We start from the raw sequence: 17,085 nt of genomic DNA, 5'->3' as shown, positions 1-17,085 counted from the left end.
TAGTCGGAGGTGTCCCTGTTTAGCCGACTGCGTTCAGTTCGTTAAGCCTATGGATACCGGCGGTGCCGATCATTCCGTCCCAGTTGTCACCGCGACCCTCTCGCCAGCCGTTGATCCAGGCTTGGCGTACGGACGGAAGGGTAAATGGACACAATTCACGAGATTTGCCATGGACGCCAAATTGATAGCCGCGCAAAAAAGCTCTTTCTAAAGGATCACGCTTAAGTCTTCTCATAGGGTGTTGCCCTCACTTGTTGACTGTTATGTCCTATTTGCCTCGGGTCGAGGCCTGGCAGAAATCCTCTACCAGTGGAGCCCGCTGCCGGCGTTACGGGTCTCCTCCCGACGTCGTTGCGACGTTGGGCTGAGTTGATTTCTATCGAATGCGACCGGTGCTGGGAATGATCGTTTTGTCATAAGCACGTAACGATTGTAGTGGTGAGGCCATAAGGGAAAAGCTGCTTTGCCACCTACGCCAGCAGGGCCGGGCGTGTGGCCTCTGGTAACGGCGACTGGCCAGTGCGAGCTTTTCGCACTTGCGAGGTTCGAGTAATCCGACGAAGGGTGAGAAACCCGCTGTCGATGACATTTTTCGGTGGTCGCATCCATTTGTGGTCACTCGCTAGGCCTGGCGACAGGCACGGCGCAGGGCTTGCGACTAGGCTCCTGTGCAGTGCGGCTGTCCGGTCTGGCAGCGTCGAGTCGCTATTGGCTCGCACAGCGCTCCATTCCGGAGTGCGGGACCGTCGGGTAGAACCGAGGTTTTTAACCGGACGTGCAGAACTGCGCGCCATATCGCTTAGGCACTGGATTACACATGTCGGATCGTTTTGAACTGTTTCTTACCTGCCCCAAAGGCCTGGAAGGTTTGCTCGCTGAGGAAGCCACCGCATTGGGGTTGGAAGAAACCCGCGAACACACCTCAGCGATCCGTGGCTTTGCCCAGATGGAAACGGCTTACCGCCTGTGCCTCTGGTCACGCCTGGCCAACCGCGTGCTGCTGGTGCTCAAACGCTTTCCCATGGCCAATGCCGACGACCTGTATGACGGTGTGCTGTCGGTGGATTGGGCCGAGCATCTGGATGCCGCCGGCAGCCTGGCGGTTGAGTTCAGCGGTAACGGTTCGGGTATCGACAACACCCACTTCGGTGCCCTGAAGGTCAAGGACGCCATTGTGGACAAGTTGCGTACCAGCACCGGCGAGCGTCCTTCCATCGACAAGCTCAACCCGGACCTGCGCATTCACCTGCGCCTGGACCGTGGCGAGGCCATTCTGTCCCTCGATCTTTCCGGCCACAGCCTGCACCAGCGCGGTTACCGCCTGCAGCAAGGTGCTGCGCCGCTGAAGGAAAACCTCGCCGCTGCGGTGCTGATCCGCGCTGGCTGGCCCCGCATCGCTGCTGCAGGCGGCGCGCTGGCCGACCCGATGTGCGGTGTCGGTACCTTTCTGGTGGAGGCGGCGCTGATTGCCGCCGATATCGCACCGAACCTGCGTCGCGAGCGCTGGGGCTTTTCCGCCTGGCTCGGCCATGTGCCGGCACTGTGGAAGAAACTGCATGCCGAAGCGCAGGAACGCGCTGACGCCGGCCTGGCCAAACAGCCGTCGTGGATTCGCGGCTATGAAGCCGACCCGCGGCTGATCCAGCCGGCGCGCAATAACATCGAACGCGCCGGGCTCTCCAACTGGATCAAGGTTTACCAAGGGGAAGTGGCGACCTTCGAACCACGTCCGGATCACAATCAGACCGGTCTGGTGGTGTGCAACCCGCCCTATGGCGAACGCTTGGGCGATGAAGCCAGCCTGTTGTACCTCTACCAGAACCTGGGCGAACGCCTGCGCCAGGCCTGTATGAACTGGGAGGCGGCGGTGTTCACCGGCGCGCCGGATCTGGGCAAGCGCATGGGCATTCGCAGCCACAAGCAATATGCCTTCTGGAACGGCGCGTTGCCGTGCAAGCTTTTGCTGATCAAGGTGCAGCCCGAGCAGTTCGTCACCGGCGAGCGCCGCACCCCGGAGCAGCGCGAACGTGCGCGCGAGCAGGAAGCGCTGGGCACTGCCCCGGACGCCCCGGCCAACGCCCCGGTGGAGCAAGCGCGCCTGAGCGAAGGCGGACAGATGTTCGCCAACCGCCTGCAGAAAAACCTCAAGGCGCTGGGTAAGTGGGCGCGCCGTGAAGGCGTGGATTGCTACCGCGTGTATGACGCCGATATGCCGGAATACGCCCTGGCCATCGATCTGTACCACGACTGGGTGCATGTGCAGGAATACGCGCCGCCGCGCACCATCGACGCCGACAAGGCCCAGGCCCGTCTGTTCGACGCCCTGGCTGCGATTCCCCAAGCGTTGGGCGTGGACAAATCCAAAGTCGTGATCAAGCGCCGTGAGCGCCAGAGCGGCACCAAGCAGTACGAGCGGCAGGCCACCCAGGGTACCTTTACCGAGGTCAGCGAAGGCGGGGTGAAGCTGCTGGTCAACCTCACCGACTACCTCGACACCGGCCTGTTCCTCGACCACCGCCCGCTGCGTCTGCGCATTCAGCGCGAGGCGGCCGGCAAGCGTTTCCTCAATCTGTATTGCTACACCGCCACGGCGACCGTGCATGCGGCGAAGGGTGGGGCACGCACCACCACCAGCGTCGACCTGTCGAAAACCTATCTGGATTGGGCGCGCCGCAACCTGTCGCTGAACGGCTTCTCGGACAAGAACCGTTTGGAGCAGGGCGATGTGATGAATTGGCTGGCGGCAGACCGGGAAGAATACGACCTGATCTTTATCGACCCGCCGACCTTCTCCAACTCCAAGCGCATGGAAGGGGTGTTCGACGTGCAGCGCGACCATGTGCAGTTGCTGGACCTGGCCATGGCGCGTCTGGCATCAGGCGGGGTGCTGTATTTCTCCAACAACTTCCGCAAATTCCAGCTCGATGAAGGGCTGGCAGCGCGCTATCAGGTGGAAGAAATCACCGCCAGCACGCTGGACCCGGACTTCGCCCGCAATACCAAGATTCACCGCGCGTGGAAATTGATGGCGAAATAAGGATGCTGGGCTAGATATGCTCATTCCTGCGCAGGCAGGAATCCAGAATCTGCAGTCGGACTTAGAGCTTGGGCGCTTCGAAAATTCTCGGTCCCAGCCTGCGCTGGGACGACGCTGGTGTCAGTTAGCCTTGCGGTAAAGATCCAGCAACACCTGGTCGAGAATCGCCGAAGCGCCCCACGGCCGTGGGTCGTTGAGGATGGCGACTACCGCCCAGGTGTCGCCATTGGCATCGCGGCTGAAACCGGCGATAGCGCGCACGGTGTTGAGGGTGCCGGTCTTGATATGCGCGTCGCCGTTCAGCGCGGTGTTTTTCAGGCGTTTGCGCATGGTGCCGTCCTGGCCGACGATGGGCAGCGAGCTGATGAACTCGGCAGCGTAGGGGCCTTTCCAGGCGGTTTGCAGAATCGCCGCCATCTCCCGCGCACTGACCCGTTCAGCCCGCGACAAACCCGAACCGTTTTCCATCACCAGATGGGTGGCGGTAATGCCTTTTTTCGCCAGCCACTGGCGGATCACCCGTTGCGCGGCCTTGGCGTCGTCGCCATCGGCGCTATTGCGAAACTCGGCTCCGAGACTGAGAAACAGCTGGCGGGCCATGGTGTTATTACTGAATTTGTTGATGTCGCGGATGATCTCGGCCAAGTCTGGCGAGAAGGCGCGGGCCAGCAGGGTGCCGTCTTTGGGCACCACATCGATACGGTCCTTGCCGAGAATGCTGCCACCCAGTTCCTGCCAGATCGCCCGCACGGCACCGGCGGCATAGCCGGCATGGTCGAGTAGGGACAGGTAGGACTGGGTATTGCAGCCTTCATTCAGCTGGCCGGTGACCACCAGGGTGGTGCCGTCGAATTCGGTCACCGGATTGAAGCGCACATCACCCACGCATTTGCCTTTACCCAGGTATTTCACCCGGTTGTCGATGCGCACGTTGGTCAGCGGCGGCTCCATCATCACGCTGACCTTGCCGCTGTCAGCGCGGGTGATCATGCGCACAGCTTTGAGGTTGATCAGCAGCGAATCGGGGGTTACCAAGAAGGGTTTGTTGTCGTCTTTGCCGTCGTCATCAAACACCGGCAGTTGCGGCTGGATAAAGTGCGTGCGGTCCAGCACCAGGTCGCCGGTCACCTGCTGCACGCCATTGGCGCGCAGATCGCGCATCAGCAACCAGAGTTTTTCCATATTCAGTTTCGGGTCGCCGCCACCTTTGAGGTAGAGGTTGCCGTGCAGCACGCCGTCTTTTAGCGGGCCGTCGCTGTAGAACTCGGTTTTCCACTGGTGGGTAGGACCGAGCAATTCCAAGGCGGCGTAAGTGGTGATCAGCTTCATGGTCGAAGCCGGGTTCACCGAGACGTCGGCATTGATGATGGTGGGGGTGCCGGGGCCGGTCATCGGCAGGGTGACCAGCGATAGCGAGTCATTGCCGATCTTGCCGGCTTTCAGGGCTTTTTGGACGGAGGCGGGCAGGGTGGTGTTCAGTGGGGCGGAAAACGCCGGCAGCGCGGCGGGCAACAAAAGGCTGACGATGACGAGGTGGCGAAGCGATTTGATCATTGGCAGAAACCCTTCAGGCAAGGGCCAAAAAAGAAAGATGGCGTAAAGAAGAAAGCGCTCAGGGCCACAGGTTCCCAATTGCGCGGAGAAAGTGCCGGCATTATGCCCGAAGCGTTCTAGAGTTGGCGGGGTAGTACGGGTTTTTTGTCCGTGTTCTTGTGCTCGTCGGGCAGAGAGTCGGGCAAGGTGCCGCCATTGCTGGTAAAGTGCCGCGCGATATCACTTTTGAGGATTGTTCCATGGCTACTAATCGTTCCCGCCGTCTGCGCAAAAAACTCTGCGTTGATGAATTCCAGGAGCTCGGCTTCGAGCTGAACCTGAACCTCAAGGCGGACCTGAGCGAAGCGGACATCGACGCTTTCCTCGACGCGTTCCTGCGTGAAGCCATGAAAGACAATGGCCTGGGCTATGTTGGCGGCGAAGACTACGGTCTGGTTTGCCTGGCCAAGCGTGGTTCGGTCAGCGAAGAACAACGCGCAGCCGTTGAAGCCTGGCTGAAAGCGCGCAGTGAAGTTACCGACTACACCGCCAGCCCGCTGATCGACGTTTGGTACCCGGAAAACGAGATCAACGCTGAGCACGCATAAGCCCTAGGGTTTGTGCAAAACAAAGGGGCCTTCGGGCCCCTTTGTTGTGTCTGCCTGGCGCGTTTCTGTGCAACTGCCAGGCAATAAAAAGGCTCCCGAAGGAGCCTCTCTACTTATTAGCCCAGCATTTACATGTTGGGGTAGTTCGGACCGCCAGCGCCTTCTGGGGCCACCCAGTTGATGTTCTGGGCCGGGTCCTTGATGTCGCAGGTTTTGCAGTGCACGCAGTTCTGCGCGTTGATCTGGAACTTCTTCTCACCGCTTTCCTGGGTGACGATCTCGTACACGCCGGCTGGGCAGTAACGCTGCGCAGGCTCGTCGTAGAGCGGCAGGTTTTTCAGCAACGGAATGCTCGGGTCGATCAGCTTCAGGTGGCAGGGTTGTTCCTCTTCATGGTTGGTGTTGGAGAGGAATACCGAGCTCAGTTTGTCGAAGCTGAGTTTGCCGTCGGGTTTCGGGTAGACGATCTTTTTCGCTTCTGCAGCGGGCTTCAAGCAGGCGTAATCCGGCTTGGTGTCGTGCAGGGTGAAGGGGATCTTGCCGCCGAAGATGTTCTGGTCGACGAAGTTGAACGCGCCGCCCAGCAGCGGGCCGAACTTGTGCAGCGCCGGGCCGAAGTTACGGCTGCGGAACAGCTCGTCGTGCAGCCAGCTGGCTTTGAAGGAGTCGACGTAGCCGTTCAGCAGGTCGCCGCCTTCGCTGCCGGCGAACAGGGCATCGGCCACGGCGTCAGCGGCGAGCATGCCGGACTTCATGGCGGTGTGGCTGCCTTTGATCTTGGCGAAGTTCAGGGTGCCGAGGTCGCAACCGATCAGTGCGCCGCCGTTGAAAACCATCTTCGGCAGCGAGTTCAGGCCGCCTTTGCAGATGGCGCGAGCGCCGTAGGAAACGCGCTTGCCGCCTTCCAGGTACTGCTTGATCACCGGGTGATGTTTGTAGCGCTGGAACTCATCGAACGGCGACAGGTGCGGGTTGGCGTACGACAGGTCAACGATCAGGCCGACCACGACTTGGTTGTTTTCCAAGTGATAGAGGAACGAACCACCGGTGTTCTCGGTGCCGACGATATCCAGCGGCCAGCCGGCGGTGTGCACCACCAGGCCTTGCTCGTGCTTGGACGGGTCGATGTCCCAGATTTCCTTGATGCCGATGCCGTAGTGCTGGGCGTCGGCGTCGCTGTCCAGGTTGAACTTCTTGATCAGTTGTTTACCGATGTGGCCACGGCAGCCTTCGGCGAACAGGGTGTACTTGCCGCGCAGTTCCATGCCCGGGGTGTACACGCCTTCTTTCGGATGGCCTTCACGGTCTACGCCGAGGTCGCCAGTCAGAATGCCTTTTACTACGCCATTTTCGTCGATCAGCGCTTCCTGAGCGGCGAAGCCTGGATAGACTTCCACGCCCAGGTTCTCGGCCTGTTGGGCCAGCCAGCGGCACAGGTTGCCGAGGGAGATAATATAGTTGCCTTCGTTGTGCATGGTTTTCGGCACAAACAGGTCAGGCACTTTCGAGGCGCTGGTTTCGTTCTTGAGGACATAAATGTCGTCACGCTTGACCGGGGTGTTCAGCGGCGCGCCGAGCTCTTTCCAGTCGGGGAACAGTTCGTTCAGGGCACGGGGTTCGAAAACGGCACCGGAGAGGATGTGGGCACCGACTTCGGAGCCTTTCTCGACTACGCAGACGCTGATCTCTTTGCCCGCTTCAGCGGCTTTTTGCTTCAGTCGGCAGGCCGCGGACAGGCCAGCTGGGCCGGCGCCAACGATGACGACGTCGAACTCCATAAATTCGCGTTCCACAGGCAATCTCCTACTCAGGCTCTATCTATGTTTTATTTGGAGGATCGGGCTCGTTCCGTGAGCGGCGTGGGCGCATTATATCCACGGACCCTGGCGGGTCCAATACAAACGTTTGTTTGAATTTTCAAATAGCCTGCTAGAATCGGGGTTACGCGGCTTAAAGTGGCCATTTTGTCGTATTGACCCGTTTGGGCGATACGGTCAAGATACGGGCGGTTTTGCGCTAGCCGTGCTGTAGGCTGACCGTCGGTTCCGGCCGACGAGCATCACCCGCCATTGTTTATTGGCGACTTCTTATTCACCGGAGAGTAACGAGGAATCCATGAAGGTTCTTGTAGCTGTCAAACGAGTGGTTGACTACAACGTCAAGGTTCGCGTCAAAGCGGACAACTCCGGCGTTGATCTCGCCAACGTCAAAATGTCGATGAATCCCTTCTGCGAAATCGCCGTAGAAGAAGCCGTCCGCCTGAAAGAAAAAGGCGTGGCTACCGAGATCGTCGTGGTTTCCATCGGCCCGAACACTGCTCAAGAGCAACTGCGCACCGCGCTGGCTCTGGGTGCTGACCGCGCCATTCTGGTCGACACCGCGGAAGAGCTGAACTCGCTCGCCGTGGCCAAGCTGCTGAAAGCTGTAGTCGACAAAGAGCAGCCTTCGCTGGTCATTCTCGGCAAACAAGCTATCGACAGCGACAACAACCAGACTGGTCAGATGCTCGCCGCCCTCAGCGGTTACGCACAAGGCACCTTCGCCTCCAAGGTTGAAGTGGCTGGTGACAAGGTCAACGTAACCCGCGAAATCGACGGCGGTCTGCAGACCGTTGCGCTGAACCTGCCGGCTATTGTGACCACCGACCTGCGCCTGAACGAACCGCGCTACGCGTCGCTGCCGAACATCATGAAAGCCAAGAAAAAGCCGCTGGAAGTTGTTACTCCTGATGCTTTGGGCGTCTCCACCTCGTCCACCGTGAAAACCTTGAAAGTCGAAGCGCCGGCTGCTCGCAGCGCTGGTATCAAGGTCAAGTCGGTTGCTGAACTGGTCGAGAAACTGAAGAACGAGGCGAAGGTAATCTAAATGACTATCCTGGTTATCGCTGAACACACCAATTCCGCCCTGGCACCTGCCACCCTGAACACTGTGGCTGCTGCTGCAAAAATCGGTGGTGACATTCACGTGCTGGTTGCTGGCACCAATGCCGGCGCTGCTGCTGAAGCTGCTGCGAAAATCGCTGGCGTTTCGAAAGTGCTGGTAGCCGACAACGCTGCCTACGCTAACCAACTGCCGGAAAACGTCGCTCCGCTGATCGCTGACCTTGGAAAGAGCTACAGCCACATCCTGGCTAGCGCTACTTCCAACGGCAAAAACATCCTGCCGCGCGTTGCCGCTGCCCTGGACGTTGATCAGATCTCCGAGATCATCTCGGTAGAAAGCGCCGATACCTTCAAGCGTCCGATCTATGCCGGTAACGCCATCGCTACCGTGCAGTCCTCGGCTGCCGTGAAAGTGATCACCGTGCGTTCCACCGGTTTCGATCCGGTTGCTGCTGAAGGCGGTTCCGCTGCTGTTGAAGCAGTGAGCGGCCCGGCTGACGCTGGCAAGTCGTCCTTCGTTGGCGAAGAGCTGGCCAAGTCCGACCGTCCTGAGCTGACCGCTGCCAAAATCGTCGTTTCCGGCGGTCGTGGCATGCAGAACGGTGACAACTTCAAACACCTGTACGCACTGGCCGACAAACTCGGCGCTGCTGTGGGTGCATCGCGCGCCGCTGTCGACGCCGGTTTCGTACCGAACGACATGCAGGTTGGCCAGACCGGCAAGATCGTCGCACCGCAGCTGTACATCGCGGTCGGTATCTCCGGTGCCATCCAGCACCTGGCGGGTATGAAGGACTCCAAAGTCATCGTCGCCATCAACAAAGACGAAGAAGCGCCAATCTTCCAGGTAGCCGATTACGGTCTGGTTGCGGACTTGTTCGAAGCTGTACCTGAGCTGGAAAAGCTGGTTTAAACCAGAAGCTTCAGCCCAAGAAAAACCCGCTCACTGAGCGGGTTTTTTTATGCCTGGTTTCGTGCCTGCAATCGTCAACCTTTAACGCTATCCAGAAACGCCTGGTAATGCCCAGCCGTCTCCTGCGGCCGCTCGATCATAGGTACATGGCCGCAATCCTTCATGATCACCACAGTCGGCTTTTTCAGCAGCGGCTTCATCACCTCGATGCTCGATACATCCAGCACCCGGTCCTTGTCGCCCCACAGCAGCAGGGTAGGCACCTGAATTTTCGGCAGCTCCGGTTCCAGGGGGATATAGCGCTCGCGCAGGTGGCTGAACACCTTGTCGTTCTGCGCGCTTCTGGCGCTGGACTGTTCCGCCATATAGCGCCGCACGTTGGCCGGCACGCTTGGCGGCTGGACAAACACAAAGCTCACCAGCCTGGCGAAGCCCTCGGCGTCACGGGCGACCAGCGGGTTGGGTTCGCCACGTTCGAGTATCTGATAGAACTCACTCTTGTTCGGCGAGGTGACGCCGGCGTTGTCCAATAGCGCGACGGAGCGCACCTGCTCGGGGTGGCGGGCGGCGTACAGCGCGGCAATATGGCCGCCCATGGAGTTGCCGATCACATGCACCTTGCCCAGCCCCAGGGTTTTCACAAATGCCGCTAAGCGTTCGGTCTGGGTGCCGACGTCGTAACTGGCGTCGGGTTGGCTGCTGTCGCCAAAACCGGGAAGGTCGAGGGCGATGACCTGATAGCGCTTGGTGAAGTACTTGGCGAAGCGCACCCAGTTGTCTTTGTTGGCGCCAAAGCCATGAATCATCAGCAGGGTTTCGCCGTCGGCGGGGCCGCCTTGGTAGTAGTGGATGCTCAGGTCGCCGACCATCACCTGTTCACTACTCAGCCCCGCCACCTGGCGTTCGGCAAATTGTGCGGTGGCCATCAGCGCGGCCGGGGAGAAGTACAAGAGAGCAGCAATAGCTGCTACGCAGATCGCAAAGCCAACGACTAGTTTTTTCATGGGCTGTCCTTATCGCCAATAATTATTTCAATTCGTCTAAGCTAGCATGACGCTGTGTGTTGTCGGCATCACCCGCCTTCAATCCCAACCAATGTTCAGTTCGGGAATTCGCTGATGCAGTTACGCCTCCCTGTGTTTGCGCTGTTGCTGCTGCTCGCCGGCTTGCCGGGTCTGGGTAGCGCGGCTGGAAAGTGCGAACGTCTGGTGGCTACTGGCAACCCCGAATACCCTCCTTATCTGTGGCGTGACCCGGCCAACCCCAAGCACCTGATCGGTGCCAATGCCGATTTGCTCAAGCAGCTGGCTAGCGAACTGGGTCTGACGATCGAGATCATCTACACCGGGCCCTGGTCCCGCGCTCAGGAAGAAGTGCGCACCGGTCGGGTCGATATGATTGCCGGTGCCTTCCTGACGTTGCCGCGCCTGGAAAGCATGGACTACATCCATCCCGCCTTTCTGGAAACCGCCAGCGTGGTCTGGGTCAAACGCGGTAAAGGCTTCCCCTATACACACTGGGATGACCTGCGCCTGCACACTGGCGGCACCCTGGTGAACAACAGCTTCGGCCAGGCCTTCGACCACTACGCCAAAGACAACCTCAATCTGGAAACCGTGCCGACGCTCACCCAGGCCTACCAGAAGCTGCTGCTGGAGCGCACCGACTACGTGCTGTACGAACGCTACCCCGGGCTGGCCCTGGCCGAAACCCTGGGCATGACGGCGGATCTCGAAGCCCTTGAGCCGCCGATCTCCAGTGAAGGCTTGTACCTCACCCTGTCGTTCAACTCGGCTTGCAACGAGCCTTGGCTGCGCGGACAACTGGCGAAAAAGATGACAGAATTGGCCGCCTCTGGCGTACCGGAAGCCTTGCTGCAGCGCAATCTCAAGCTGTGGAAAGAGCAGCAACTGCAACCGGCGACTCTCCCGAAACCGTAGGAAACATTCGTGATTCAAACACGCATACTGGCAACCAGTCTGATCCTTGTGGCGCTGGTCGGTTGTACCAAAGATCCCGCGCCGAACGAGCAAATGCGCCTCACCGAGCAGGCCGTGGCGCAAGCCAAGGCGGTTGGTGCCGACGAGCAGATCCCGGAGATGGTTTTGGCCGAGCAGAAGCTGGCCCGGGCGCAAAAGAACATGAATGAACAAGACTATAAACGCGCGCGCATGTTTGCCGAGCAGGCCGAACTGGATGCCCGGCTGGCTGAAAGTCGGGTGCTGACCATCAAGAGCGAGAAGCAGCTGGCCGACCTCAACGCCCGCATCAAGCGCCTCCACAAGCAATTGGGGGCCATGCAGTGAGCAAACCTTCCTACCGTCTGACCCTGGTCTTGCTGGCCGTTGCCCTGCTCGCCGGTTGCGCCACTGAACCGGATGCCGAGCAGAGCCTTGAAGCGGCGCGCGACAGCTTCCAGAAAGTCAAAGAAGACACCGATGCGTTGCGCTACGCCCCCCGTGATGTGATTCGCGCCGGTGACTCGCTGTCCCGCGCCGATCGCCTCTCCACCTACTGGGGCAGCGACGCCGATGTGAAGCACTACGCCTACCTGAGCCAGCGCTACAGCGCGATTGCCGCCGAGCACAGCAAACTCAGCATCAATCAGGAACGTCAGGCCAAGCTGCAGCTGGAAATCGAGCGCCTGCAGCTGAACCTGCGCGAAGCCAAGCTGGTGAGCGTGCAGCAGCAGGGCAAGTGGCTGGAAGAGCAGATCAACCTGGCCGCCACCGAGACCAATCGCGGTCTGGTGCTGACCCTGGGCGACGTGTTGTTCGACCCCGCCGACAGCGAGCTGAAACCCGCCGCCAACCGCACCTTGCTCAAGCTGGTGCAGTTCCTCCAGCTCAACCCGCGGCGTGTAGTGCGAGTTGAGGGGTATACCGACAACCGCGGCAGCGCTGAGGAAAACCTCACCCTGTCGAAAGCCCGCGCCCAGGCGGTGGCAGACACCTTGATCGACCTCGGTATTGAAGAAAACCGTATTCAGGTGACCGGCTATGGTGCCGACTTCCCGGTAACCGAAAACGCCTCGTCCCGCGGCCGGGCGCAGAACCGTCGGGTGGAAATTGTCTTCTCCGATGACCAGGGCAAGTTGGGGGCCGATCGGTAAGCGCCACCGGCCATAAAGAAACCCCGGTTGCCTGCCAGCACCGGGGTTTTTTTTCGCGTAGAAGCGGCTTTAGCCGCGATGCTTTTCAAGAGCAAAAGCATCGCGGCTAAAGCCCACAAAGACCGGTGTGTTGCTCTAATTTGTTCTGTATGGAAAACAAAAACAGCAACTGTGCCGGTTCAGTTCTAGACTGTTTCGCTACTGTATCGGTGTTCGCGCTCAGGTAACCAGGAAGCTGCCATGACCAGTCTGTTGCTCTATCAACGCATCGCCCAACAATTGGCCGAAGACATTCGCCGCGGCGTATACCAGCCCGGTGAGCGTGTGCCGTCGGTGCGCAAGATGAGCTCTCAGCTGAATGTCAGCCACGCCACGGTGTTGCAGGCCTACGCCAATCTGGAAGATCAGGGCCTGATCCGTGCCCGTCCGCAATCCGGTTTCTATGTGCACCAAACCCCGGCGCTGACCGCCGCTACTCCGGATATCGCCAGGGTAGAACGCCCGGGCCTGGTCACCCGCAGCACCATCATCCATCAAGTACTCACCGAAGCCCGCCGCGAAGGGGTGTTTCCCTTCGGTGCCGCCGTGCCCCATGTCGATTACCTGCCGGTGCGCGCCCTGCATCAGCAATTGGCCAAGGTCACCCGCTTCCAGAGCCCGCGCGCGTTCAGCTATATGTTCAGCCCCGGTTTCGAACCGCTGCGCCGCCAGGTGGCGATCCGCATGCGCGATGCCGGTGTGGTGGTCGACCCTGCTGAAGTGGTGATCACCCATGGCTGCGTCGACGCTCTGCAGATGTCGTTGCGGGTGCTGACCAAACCGGGTGACCTGATTGCCACCGAATCGCCAACCTATTACGGCCTGCTGCAACTGGCCGATCTGCTCGGTCTGAAAGTGATCGAAATCCCCAGCGACCCCGGCACCGGCATCAGCCTCGAAGCCCTGCAACTGGCCGCCAACCAATGGCCGATCAAGGCCCTGGTTCTTACCGCGCGCTTGAGCAACCCGCTGGGCGGCACCATTCCCGAAGAGCGGCAAAAGCAGCTGCTGCGCCAGGCGCGGGAGTTCGATTTCCATATCGTCGAAGACGATATCTACGGTGAACTGCTGTTCGAACAGGGCCCGACCAAGGCGCTGAAATCCCACGACAGGGAAGGGCGCGTACTGTACTGCTCGAGCTTCTCGAAAACCCTGTCGCCGGGGGTGCGTGTGGGCTGGATCATCGCCAGCAAATACCAGGACGATATCCAGCGCCTGCAAACCTTTACCACCCACTCAGCCTGCAGCGTCACGCAAATGGGCGTGGCGGCCTATCTGGAGAACGGCGGCTATGACCGCCACCTGCGCTATATCCGCCACGAGTACCGCAAGAACCTCAGCGCGTTCCAGCTGGCTGTGCAGCAGTACTTCCCCGAAGGCACGCAAATCACCCGGCCCAAGGGCGGCTTTATTCTGTGGGTCAGCCTGCCGCGCCGGGTGAATACCAAAGACCTGCATGTGCGGGCGTTGCAGCAGGGCATCAGCATCGCGCCGGGGCTGATCTTCAGTAATACCGAGCAGTTCAACCACTGCGTGCGGCTGAACTGCGGGATACCGTGGAACCGCGAGTCGGAGCGGGCGATCATGACGCTTGGGATGCTCGCCAATCAGCTCTGCCAAGAGACGCCAAACCTGCTGTAACCGCGTTCGACTCAAAATTCTGGATCCCAGCCTGCGCTGGGATGACGGAGGTTTTGGCCGCATCCACCGTCGCCCCAGCGCAGGCTGGGGCCCAGAATCTCGGCACCGTTCACCGCTTCAAAATTTTCTCACCCCCCCCTTAACCCGAACCCCATACCCCCTCCGTCTACCTGAGCGAATGGCCCCCCAGGAGACGCCCCCATGGCTCACTATGTCGCTCTATCCCGCTTGCCCCTGTTCTACGGTTTCGCCGCTGGTCTGGCCCTGGCGCTCAGCGCCTGCTCGGTCAAGGAGTCGGACGCCGTTGCCGCGAAAACCCCGGCTGCCCCTGAGCCGCTCACCTATTCCCGCGACATGCTGGCCGAGCAGGCTGCGCCCGCCGAGTTGAAAAAAAGCGTTGCCGTTATGGGCGCCGTAATGCCCGCCCCGCGTATGGCCGTCGCCCCCATGGCCGACATCCAGGCACCGGGCTACCAAGACGTATACCGTGAGCAGTACCAGAAGCTCGCCGACAACCCGATCCACGCCGTGGCTCAAGACCCGGTGTCCACCTTCAGCATCGACGTCGATACCGGCAGCTACGCCAATGTGCGGCGTTTCCTCAATCGCGGCCAGTTGCCGCCAGAGGAGGCGGTGCGCCTGGAAGAGCTGGTGAACTACTTCCCCTATAGCTACCCGTCGGCAACAGGGGACACGCCGTTTGGCGTCAGTACCGAACTGGCGGTTACCCCGTGGAATGCCAATAGCCGCTTGCTCAAGGTGGCGATCAAAGCCGACCAACTGCAGCGCCAGGCCATGCCGCCGGCCAACCTAGTGTTCCTGGTGGATGTGTCGGGCTCCATGGATCGCCCCGATGGTTTGCCGCTGGTGCAGAGCACCCTGAAGCTGCTGGTGGAGCAACTGCGCGCCGAGGACAAGGTGTCGCTGGTGGTGTACGCCGGTGAGTCACGGGTAGTGCTGGCACCCACTGCGGGCAGTGACAAAGCCAAGATCCGCGCCGCCATCGAACAGCTGCAAGCCGGTGGTTCCACGGCAGGCGAGTCGGGCATTCAGCTGGCCTATCAACAGGCCCAGCAAGGCTATGTGGCCAATGGCATCAACCGCATCCTGCTGGCCACCGATGGCGACTTCAATGTCGGCATCAGTGATTTCGACAGCCTGAAAAAACTCGCCGAAGACAAACGCCAGACCGGCGTCTCGCTGACCACCCTGGGCTTTGGCACCGACAACTATAACGAGCAGTTGATGGAGCAACTGGCCGATGCCGGCAATGGCAATTACGCCTATATCGACAACCTGCGCGAGGCGCGCAAGGTACTGGTGCAGCAGCTCAGCTCGACCCTGGTGACGGTGGCCAAGGATGTGAAAATCCAGCTGGAGTTCAACCCGGCCCAGGTCAGCGAATACCGCCTGCTGGGCTATGAAAACCGGGCCCTGAAGCGCGAAGACTTCAGCAACGATAAGGTTGATGCCGGTGAAATCGGCGCGGGACATACCGTCACGGCGCTGTACGAAATCGTGCCGACGGGCAACAAAGGCTGGCTGGAGCCGCTGCGTTATCAAGACGCGCAAAGTAAACCCACCGCCGCCAGTGAAATGGCCTTGCTGCGTATTCGCTACAAAGCGCCGCAGCAGGAACACAGCCGTCTGCTGGAAGTGCCGATTGCGACCGACGCCAAGGTGCCAGCAATCAGCGAGGCCAGCGTCGATCTGCGCTTTGCCGCAGCGGTAGCGGCATTCGCCCAGCAGCTTAAAGGGGGGCAGTACACCCAGGGCTTCGACCTGGCCGCCAGCGCCGAACTGGCCCGTGGGGCCAAGGGTGAAGACCGCTTCGGCCTGCGGGCCGAGTTTGTACAACTGGTGGAACTGGCGCAGAGCCTGCACACTGCGGCCCATCCATCTTCTGCTTCCACCTCCATGGCCAAGGTCGACTAGCGTGACAGCTGCTCCAATACCATCCGCCCCAGGCGACGCCGAACTGCTGCGTCGCTATCGGCAGGGCGACAGTCAGGCGTTCGCCGTGCTTTACGAACGCCATCGCCTGGGCCTGTTCCGTTTTCTCTGCGGTTTGTGCAACGACGCTGCGTTGGCCGAAGAAATATTCCAGGAAACCTGGATGAGCCTGATCCGCAGCGAATCGCAGCAACGCGAGGCGGTGCAGTTCACCACTTGGTTGTACCAGATCGCCCGCAACCGCTTGATCGATCATTGGCGCAAGCACGGCAAGCGTCAAAGCCTGCAGGACGAATATGACGAGCAGCAGCACGGCGAGGTCGACCGCCAGCCCAACCCGGAGCAGCAGCTCAGCCTGACCCGTGATCAGCAGCGTCTGCAGGCGGCACTGGCTGATCTGCCGGCTGAGCAGCGTGAAGTGTTTCTACTGCGCGCCCATGGCGATCTGGAGTTGAACGAGATCGCCGCCCTCACGCAAACCCCGGCGGAAACGGTGAAAAGCCGCCTGCGGTACGCATTGAGCAAGTTACGACGGTTGCTGACGGACCCGGCCACCGCCGACGAGGTATCCCTATGACACACCATCCCCGCGACAGCGACGAGCTGGAACACACGCTGCTCGAACACTACCGTCGTCACACGCAACAGGCGCCGTCAGCCGAGCTGGATGCGCGCATTCTGGCGGCCGCCCAGGCACATGCCCAGGCACATGTCCAGGCTCAGCAGCGCCCGCTACGGCAACCGCTGCTGAGCCGCCTGCAGGGCTGGCTGTTCGGTGGTAGCCAGCGCGCCCGTTGGTCCATGGCCTTTGCCAGCATTGCCACCTTGGGTATCGGTGTCGGTTTGGCCATGCGCACCCTGGAGCAAGCGCCAGCGCAGCAGTACGACGGCGCGCCGCTGTCGTTTTCTGCGCCGGCTCCCGCTCCCGCCATGGCATTGGCGCCGAAAGCCGAAGTGCTGGACCCCGACGCTTCGCAAAAACAGGTGGAAAAGAAGGTATTCGCCGAGGAGAGCGCACGGGCGCGGCCGGAAATGCGTAAACAAGCCGCGCCGGTGATTATCAGTGGGCAACTGAACGAGCAACTGGATAAGGCCGAAGCCGCGGCAGAGCCTGGCGCTGCGCCATTTGCCGATGCCGCCGTGCCGGCCGCGCCGTCCGCCCTGGCGAGCAAAGCCAAGGCCGCCAGCGTTACCGAACAGGCGCAACTGCAACGCAGCCTCAAGCAGATTCTGCAGCTGCAGCGCAGCGGTCAGGCCGAGCTGGCCAAGGAGCAATTGCACACCTTGCAACAACTTCACCCGCAACTGGATTTACCCGCGCAGTTGCAACGTTTGCGGCAGGAACAGGGTCTGCAGTAGAAGGGCAG

15 protein-coding genes are annotated in these 17,085 nt (G+C 60.5%); 11 read left to right on the top strand and 4 right to left on the bottom strand.

The genetic code is table 11. The features are described 5' to 3' along the window. Positions 1-19: 19 nt before the first annotated feature. On the bottom strand, positions 20-235 hold the full coding sequence (gene rmf / locus ACVW0Y_RS09170) for a ribosome modulation factor (RefSeq protein WP_108099858.1): 216 nt from the start codon (positions 233-235) through the stop codon (positions 20-22). 582 nt (positions 236-817) lie between these two features. Between rmf and rlmKL the strand changes: the two genes are divergently transcribed. Continuing rightward, on the top strand, positions 818-3,037 hold the full coding sequence (gene rlmKL, locus ACVW0Y_RS09165; RefSeq protein ID WP_457437694.1) for a bifunctional 23S rRNA (guanine(2069)-N(7))-methyltransferase RlmK/23S rRNA (guanine(2445)-N(2))-methyltransferase RlmL: 2,220 nt from the start codon (positions 818-820) through the stop codon (positions 3,035-3,037). Between the two features lie 120 nt (positions 3,038-3,157). On the opposite strand, the gene dacB is transcribed toward rlmKL, so the two are convergent. Next, entirely contained in the window at positions 3,158-4,591 is a 1,434-nt protein-coding gene (dacB, locus tag ACVW0Y_RS09160; RefSeq protein ID WP_457437693.1) for a D-alanyl-D-alanine carboxypeptidase/D-alanyl-D-alanine endopeptidase, read from the bottom strand. Positions 4,592-4,830: 239 nt separating this feature from the next. On the opposite strand from dacB, the gene ACVW0Y_RS09155 reads away from it, so the two are divergent. Continuing rightward, the gene (locus ACVW0Y_RS09155) at positions 4,831-5,178 is read left to right on the top strand and encodes a YggL family protein (RefSeq protein WP_108099851.1); all 348 of its coding nucleotides are present in this window, start codon (positions 4,831-4,833) and stop codon (positions 5,176-5,178) included. Between the two features lie 128 nt (positions 5,179-5,306). On the opposite strand, the gene ACVW0Y_RS09150 is transcribed toward ACVW0Y_RS09155, so the two are convergent. Then, on the bottom strand, positions 5,307-6,971 hold the full coding sequence (locus ACVW0Y_RS09150) for an electron transfer flavoprotein-ubiquinone oxidoreductase (RefSeq protein ID WP_457437691.1): 1,665 nt from the start codon (positions 6,969-6,971) through the stop codon (positions 5,307-5,309). A gap of 322 nt (positions 6,972-7,293) precedes the next feature. Between ACVW0Y_RS09150 and ACVW0Y_RS09145 the strand changes: the two genes are divergently transcribed. Both ACVW0Y_RS09145 and ACVW0Y_RS09140 read left to right on the top strand, forming a co-directional pair. After that, entirely contained in the window at positions 7,294-8,043 is a 750-nt protein-coding gene (locus ACVW0Y_RS09145; RefSeq protein WP_271197894.1) for an electron transfer flavoprotein subunit beta/FixA family protein, read from the top strand. After that, a complete protein-coding gene (locus ACVW0Y_RS09140) occupies positions 8,044-8,973 on the top strand; it encodes an electron transfer flavoprotein subunit alpha/FixB family protein (RefSeq protein WP_457437690.1) in 930 nt (309 codons plus the stop codon). 74 nt (positions 8,974-9,047) lie between these two features. Here ACVW0Y_RS09140 and ACVW0Y_RS09135 read toward each other — a convergent pair whose 3' ends face one another. Continuing rightward, a complete protein-coding gene (locus ACVW0Y_RS09135; RefSeq protein WP_457437688.1) occupies positions 9,048-9,977 on the bottom strand; it encodes an alpha/beta fold hydrolase in 930 nt (309 codons plus the stop codon). Positions 9,978-10,091: 114 nt separating this feature from the next. On the opposite strand from ACVW0Y_RS09135, the gene ACVW0Y_RS09130 reads away from it, so the two are divergent. The 7 genes from ACVW0Y_RS09130 to ACVW0Y_RS09100 all read left to right on the top strand — a co-directional run bounded on the left by ACVW0Y_RS09130 (position 10,092) and on the right by ACVW0Y_RS09100 (position 17,077). Continuing rightward, positions 10,092-10,913 carry a substrate-binding periplasmic protein gene (locus tag ACVW0Y_RS09130; RefSeq protein ID WP_457437687.1) on the top strand — a complete coding sequence of 274 codons (822 nt, stop codon included), beginning with the start codon at positions 10,092-10,094 and terminating at the stop codon, positions 10,911-10,913. A 12-nt stretch (positions 10,914-10,925) separates the two neighbouring features. Next, entirely contained in the window at positions 10,926-11,279 is a 354-nt protein-coding gene (locus ACVW0Y_RS09125; protein WP_457437907.1) for a DUF4398 domain-containing protein, read from the top strand. Beyond that, entirely contained in the window at positions 11,276-12,085 is an 810-nt protein-coding gene (locus ACVW0Y_RS09120) for an OmpA family protein (protein ID WP_457437686.1), read from the top strand. Before ACVW0Y_RS09125 ends, ACVW0Y_RS09120 begins: the two co-directional genes overlap by 4 nt. A 240-nt stretch (positions 12,086-12,325) precedes the next feature. Then, positions 12,326-13,765 carry an aminotransferase-like domain-containing protein gene (locus ACVW0Y_RS09115; protein ID WP_457437684.1) on the top strand — a complete coding sequence of 480 codons (1,440 nt, stop codon included), beginning with the start codon at positions 12,326-12,328 and terminating at the stop codon, positions 13,763-13,765. Between the two features lie 201 nt (positions 13,766-13,966). Then, positions 13,967-15,700, top strand: a complete 1,734-nt coding sequence (locus ACVW0Y_RS09110; protein ID WP_457437682.1) for a vWA domain-containing protein — start codon at positions 13,967-13,969, stop codon at positions 15,698-15,700. 1 nt (position 15,701) lies between these two features. Next, on the top strand, positions 15,702-16,295 hold the full coding sequence (locus ACVW0Y_RS09105; protein WP_457437680.1) for an RNA polymerase sigma factor: 594 nt from the start codon (positions 15,702-15,704) through the stop codon (positions 16,293-16,295). Continuing rightward, a complete protein-coding gene (locus tag ACVW0Y_RS09100) occupies positions 16,292-17,077 on the top strand; it encodes a hypothetical protein (protein WP_457437679.1) in 786 nt (261 codons plus the stop codon). The genes ACVW0Y_RS09105 and ACVW0Y_RS09100 overlap by 4 nt, the downstream gene beginning before the upstream one ends. The last annotated feature ends 8 nt before the right edge of the window (positions 17,078-17,085 follow it).

Source organism: Pseudomonas sp. TE3786, assembly GCF_054057335.1.
The sequence above is the reverse complement of the archived record's forward strand: the minus strand, read 5'-3'. Positions and strand labels throughout refer to the sequence as shown.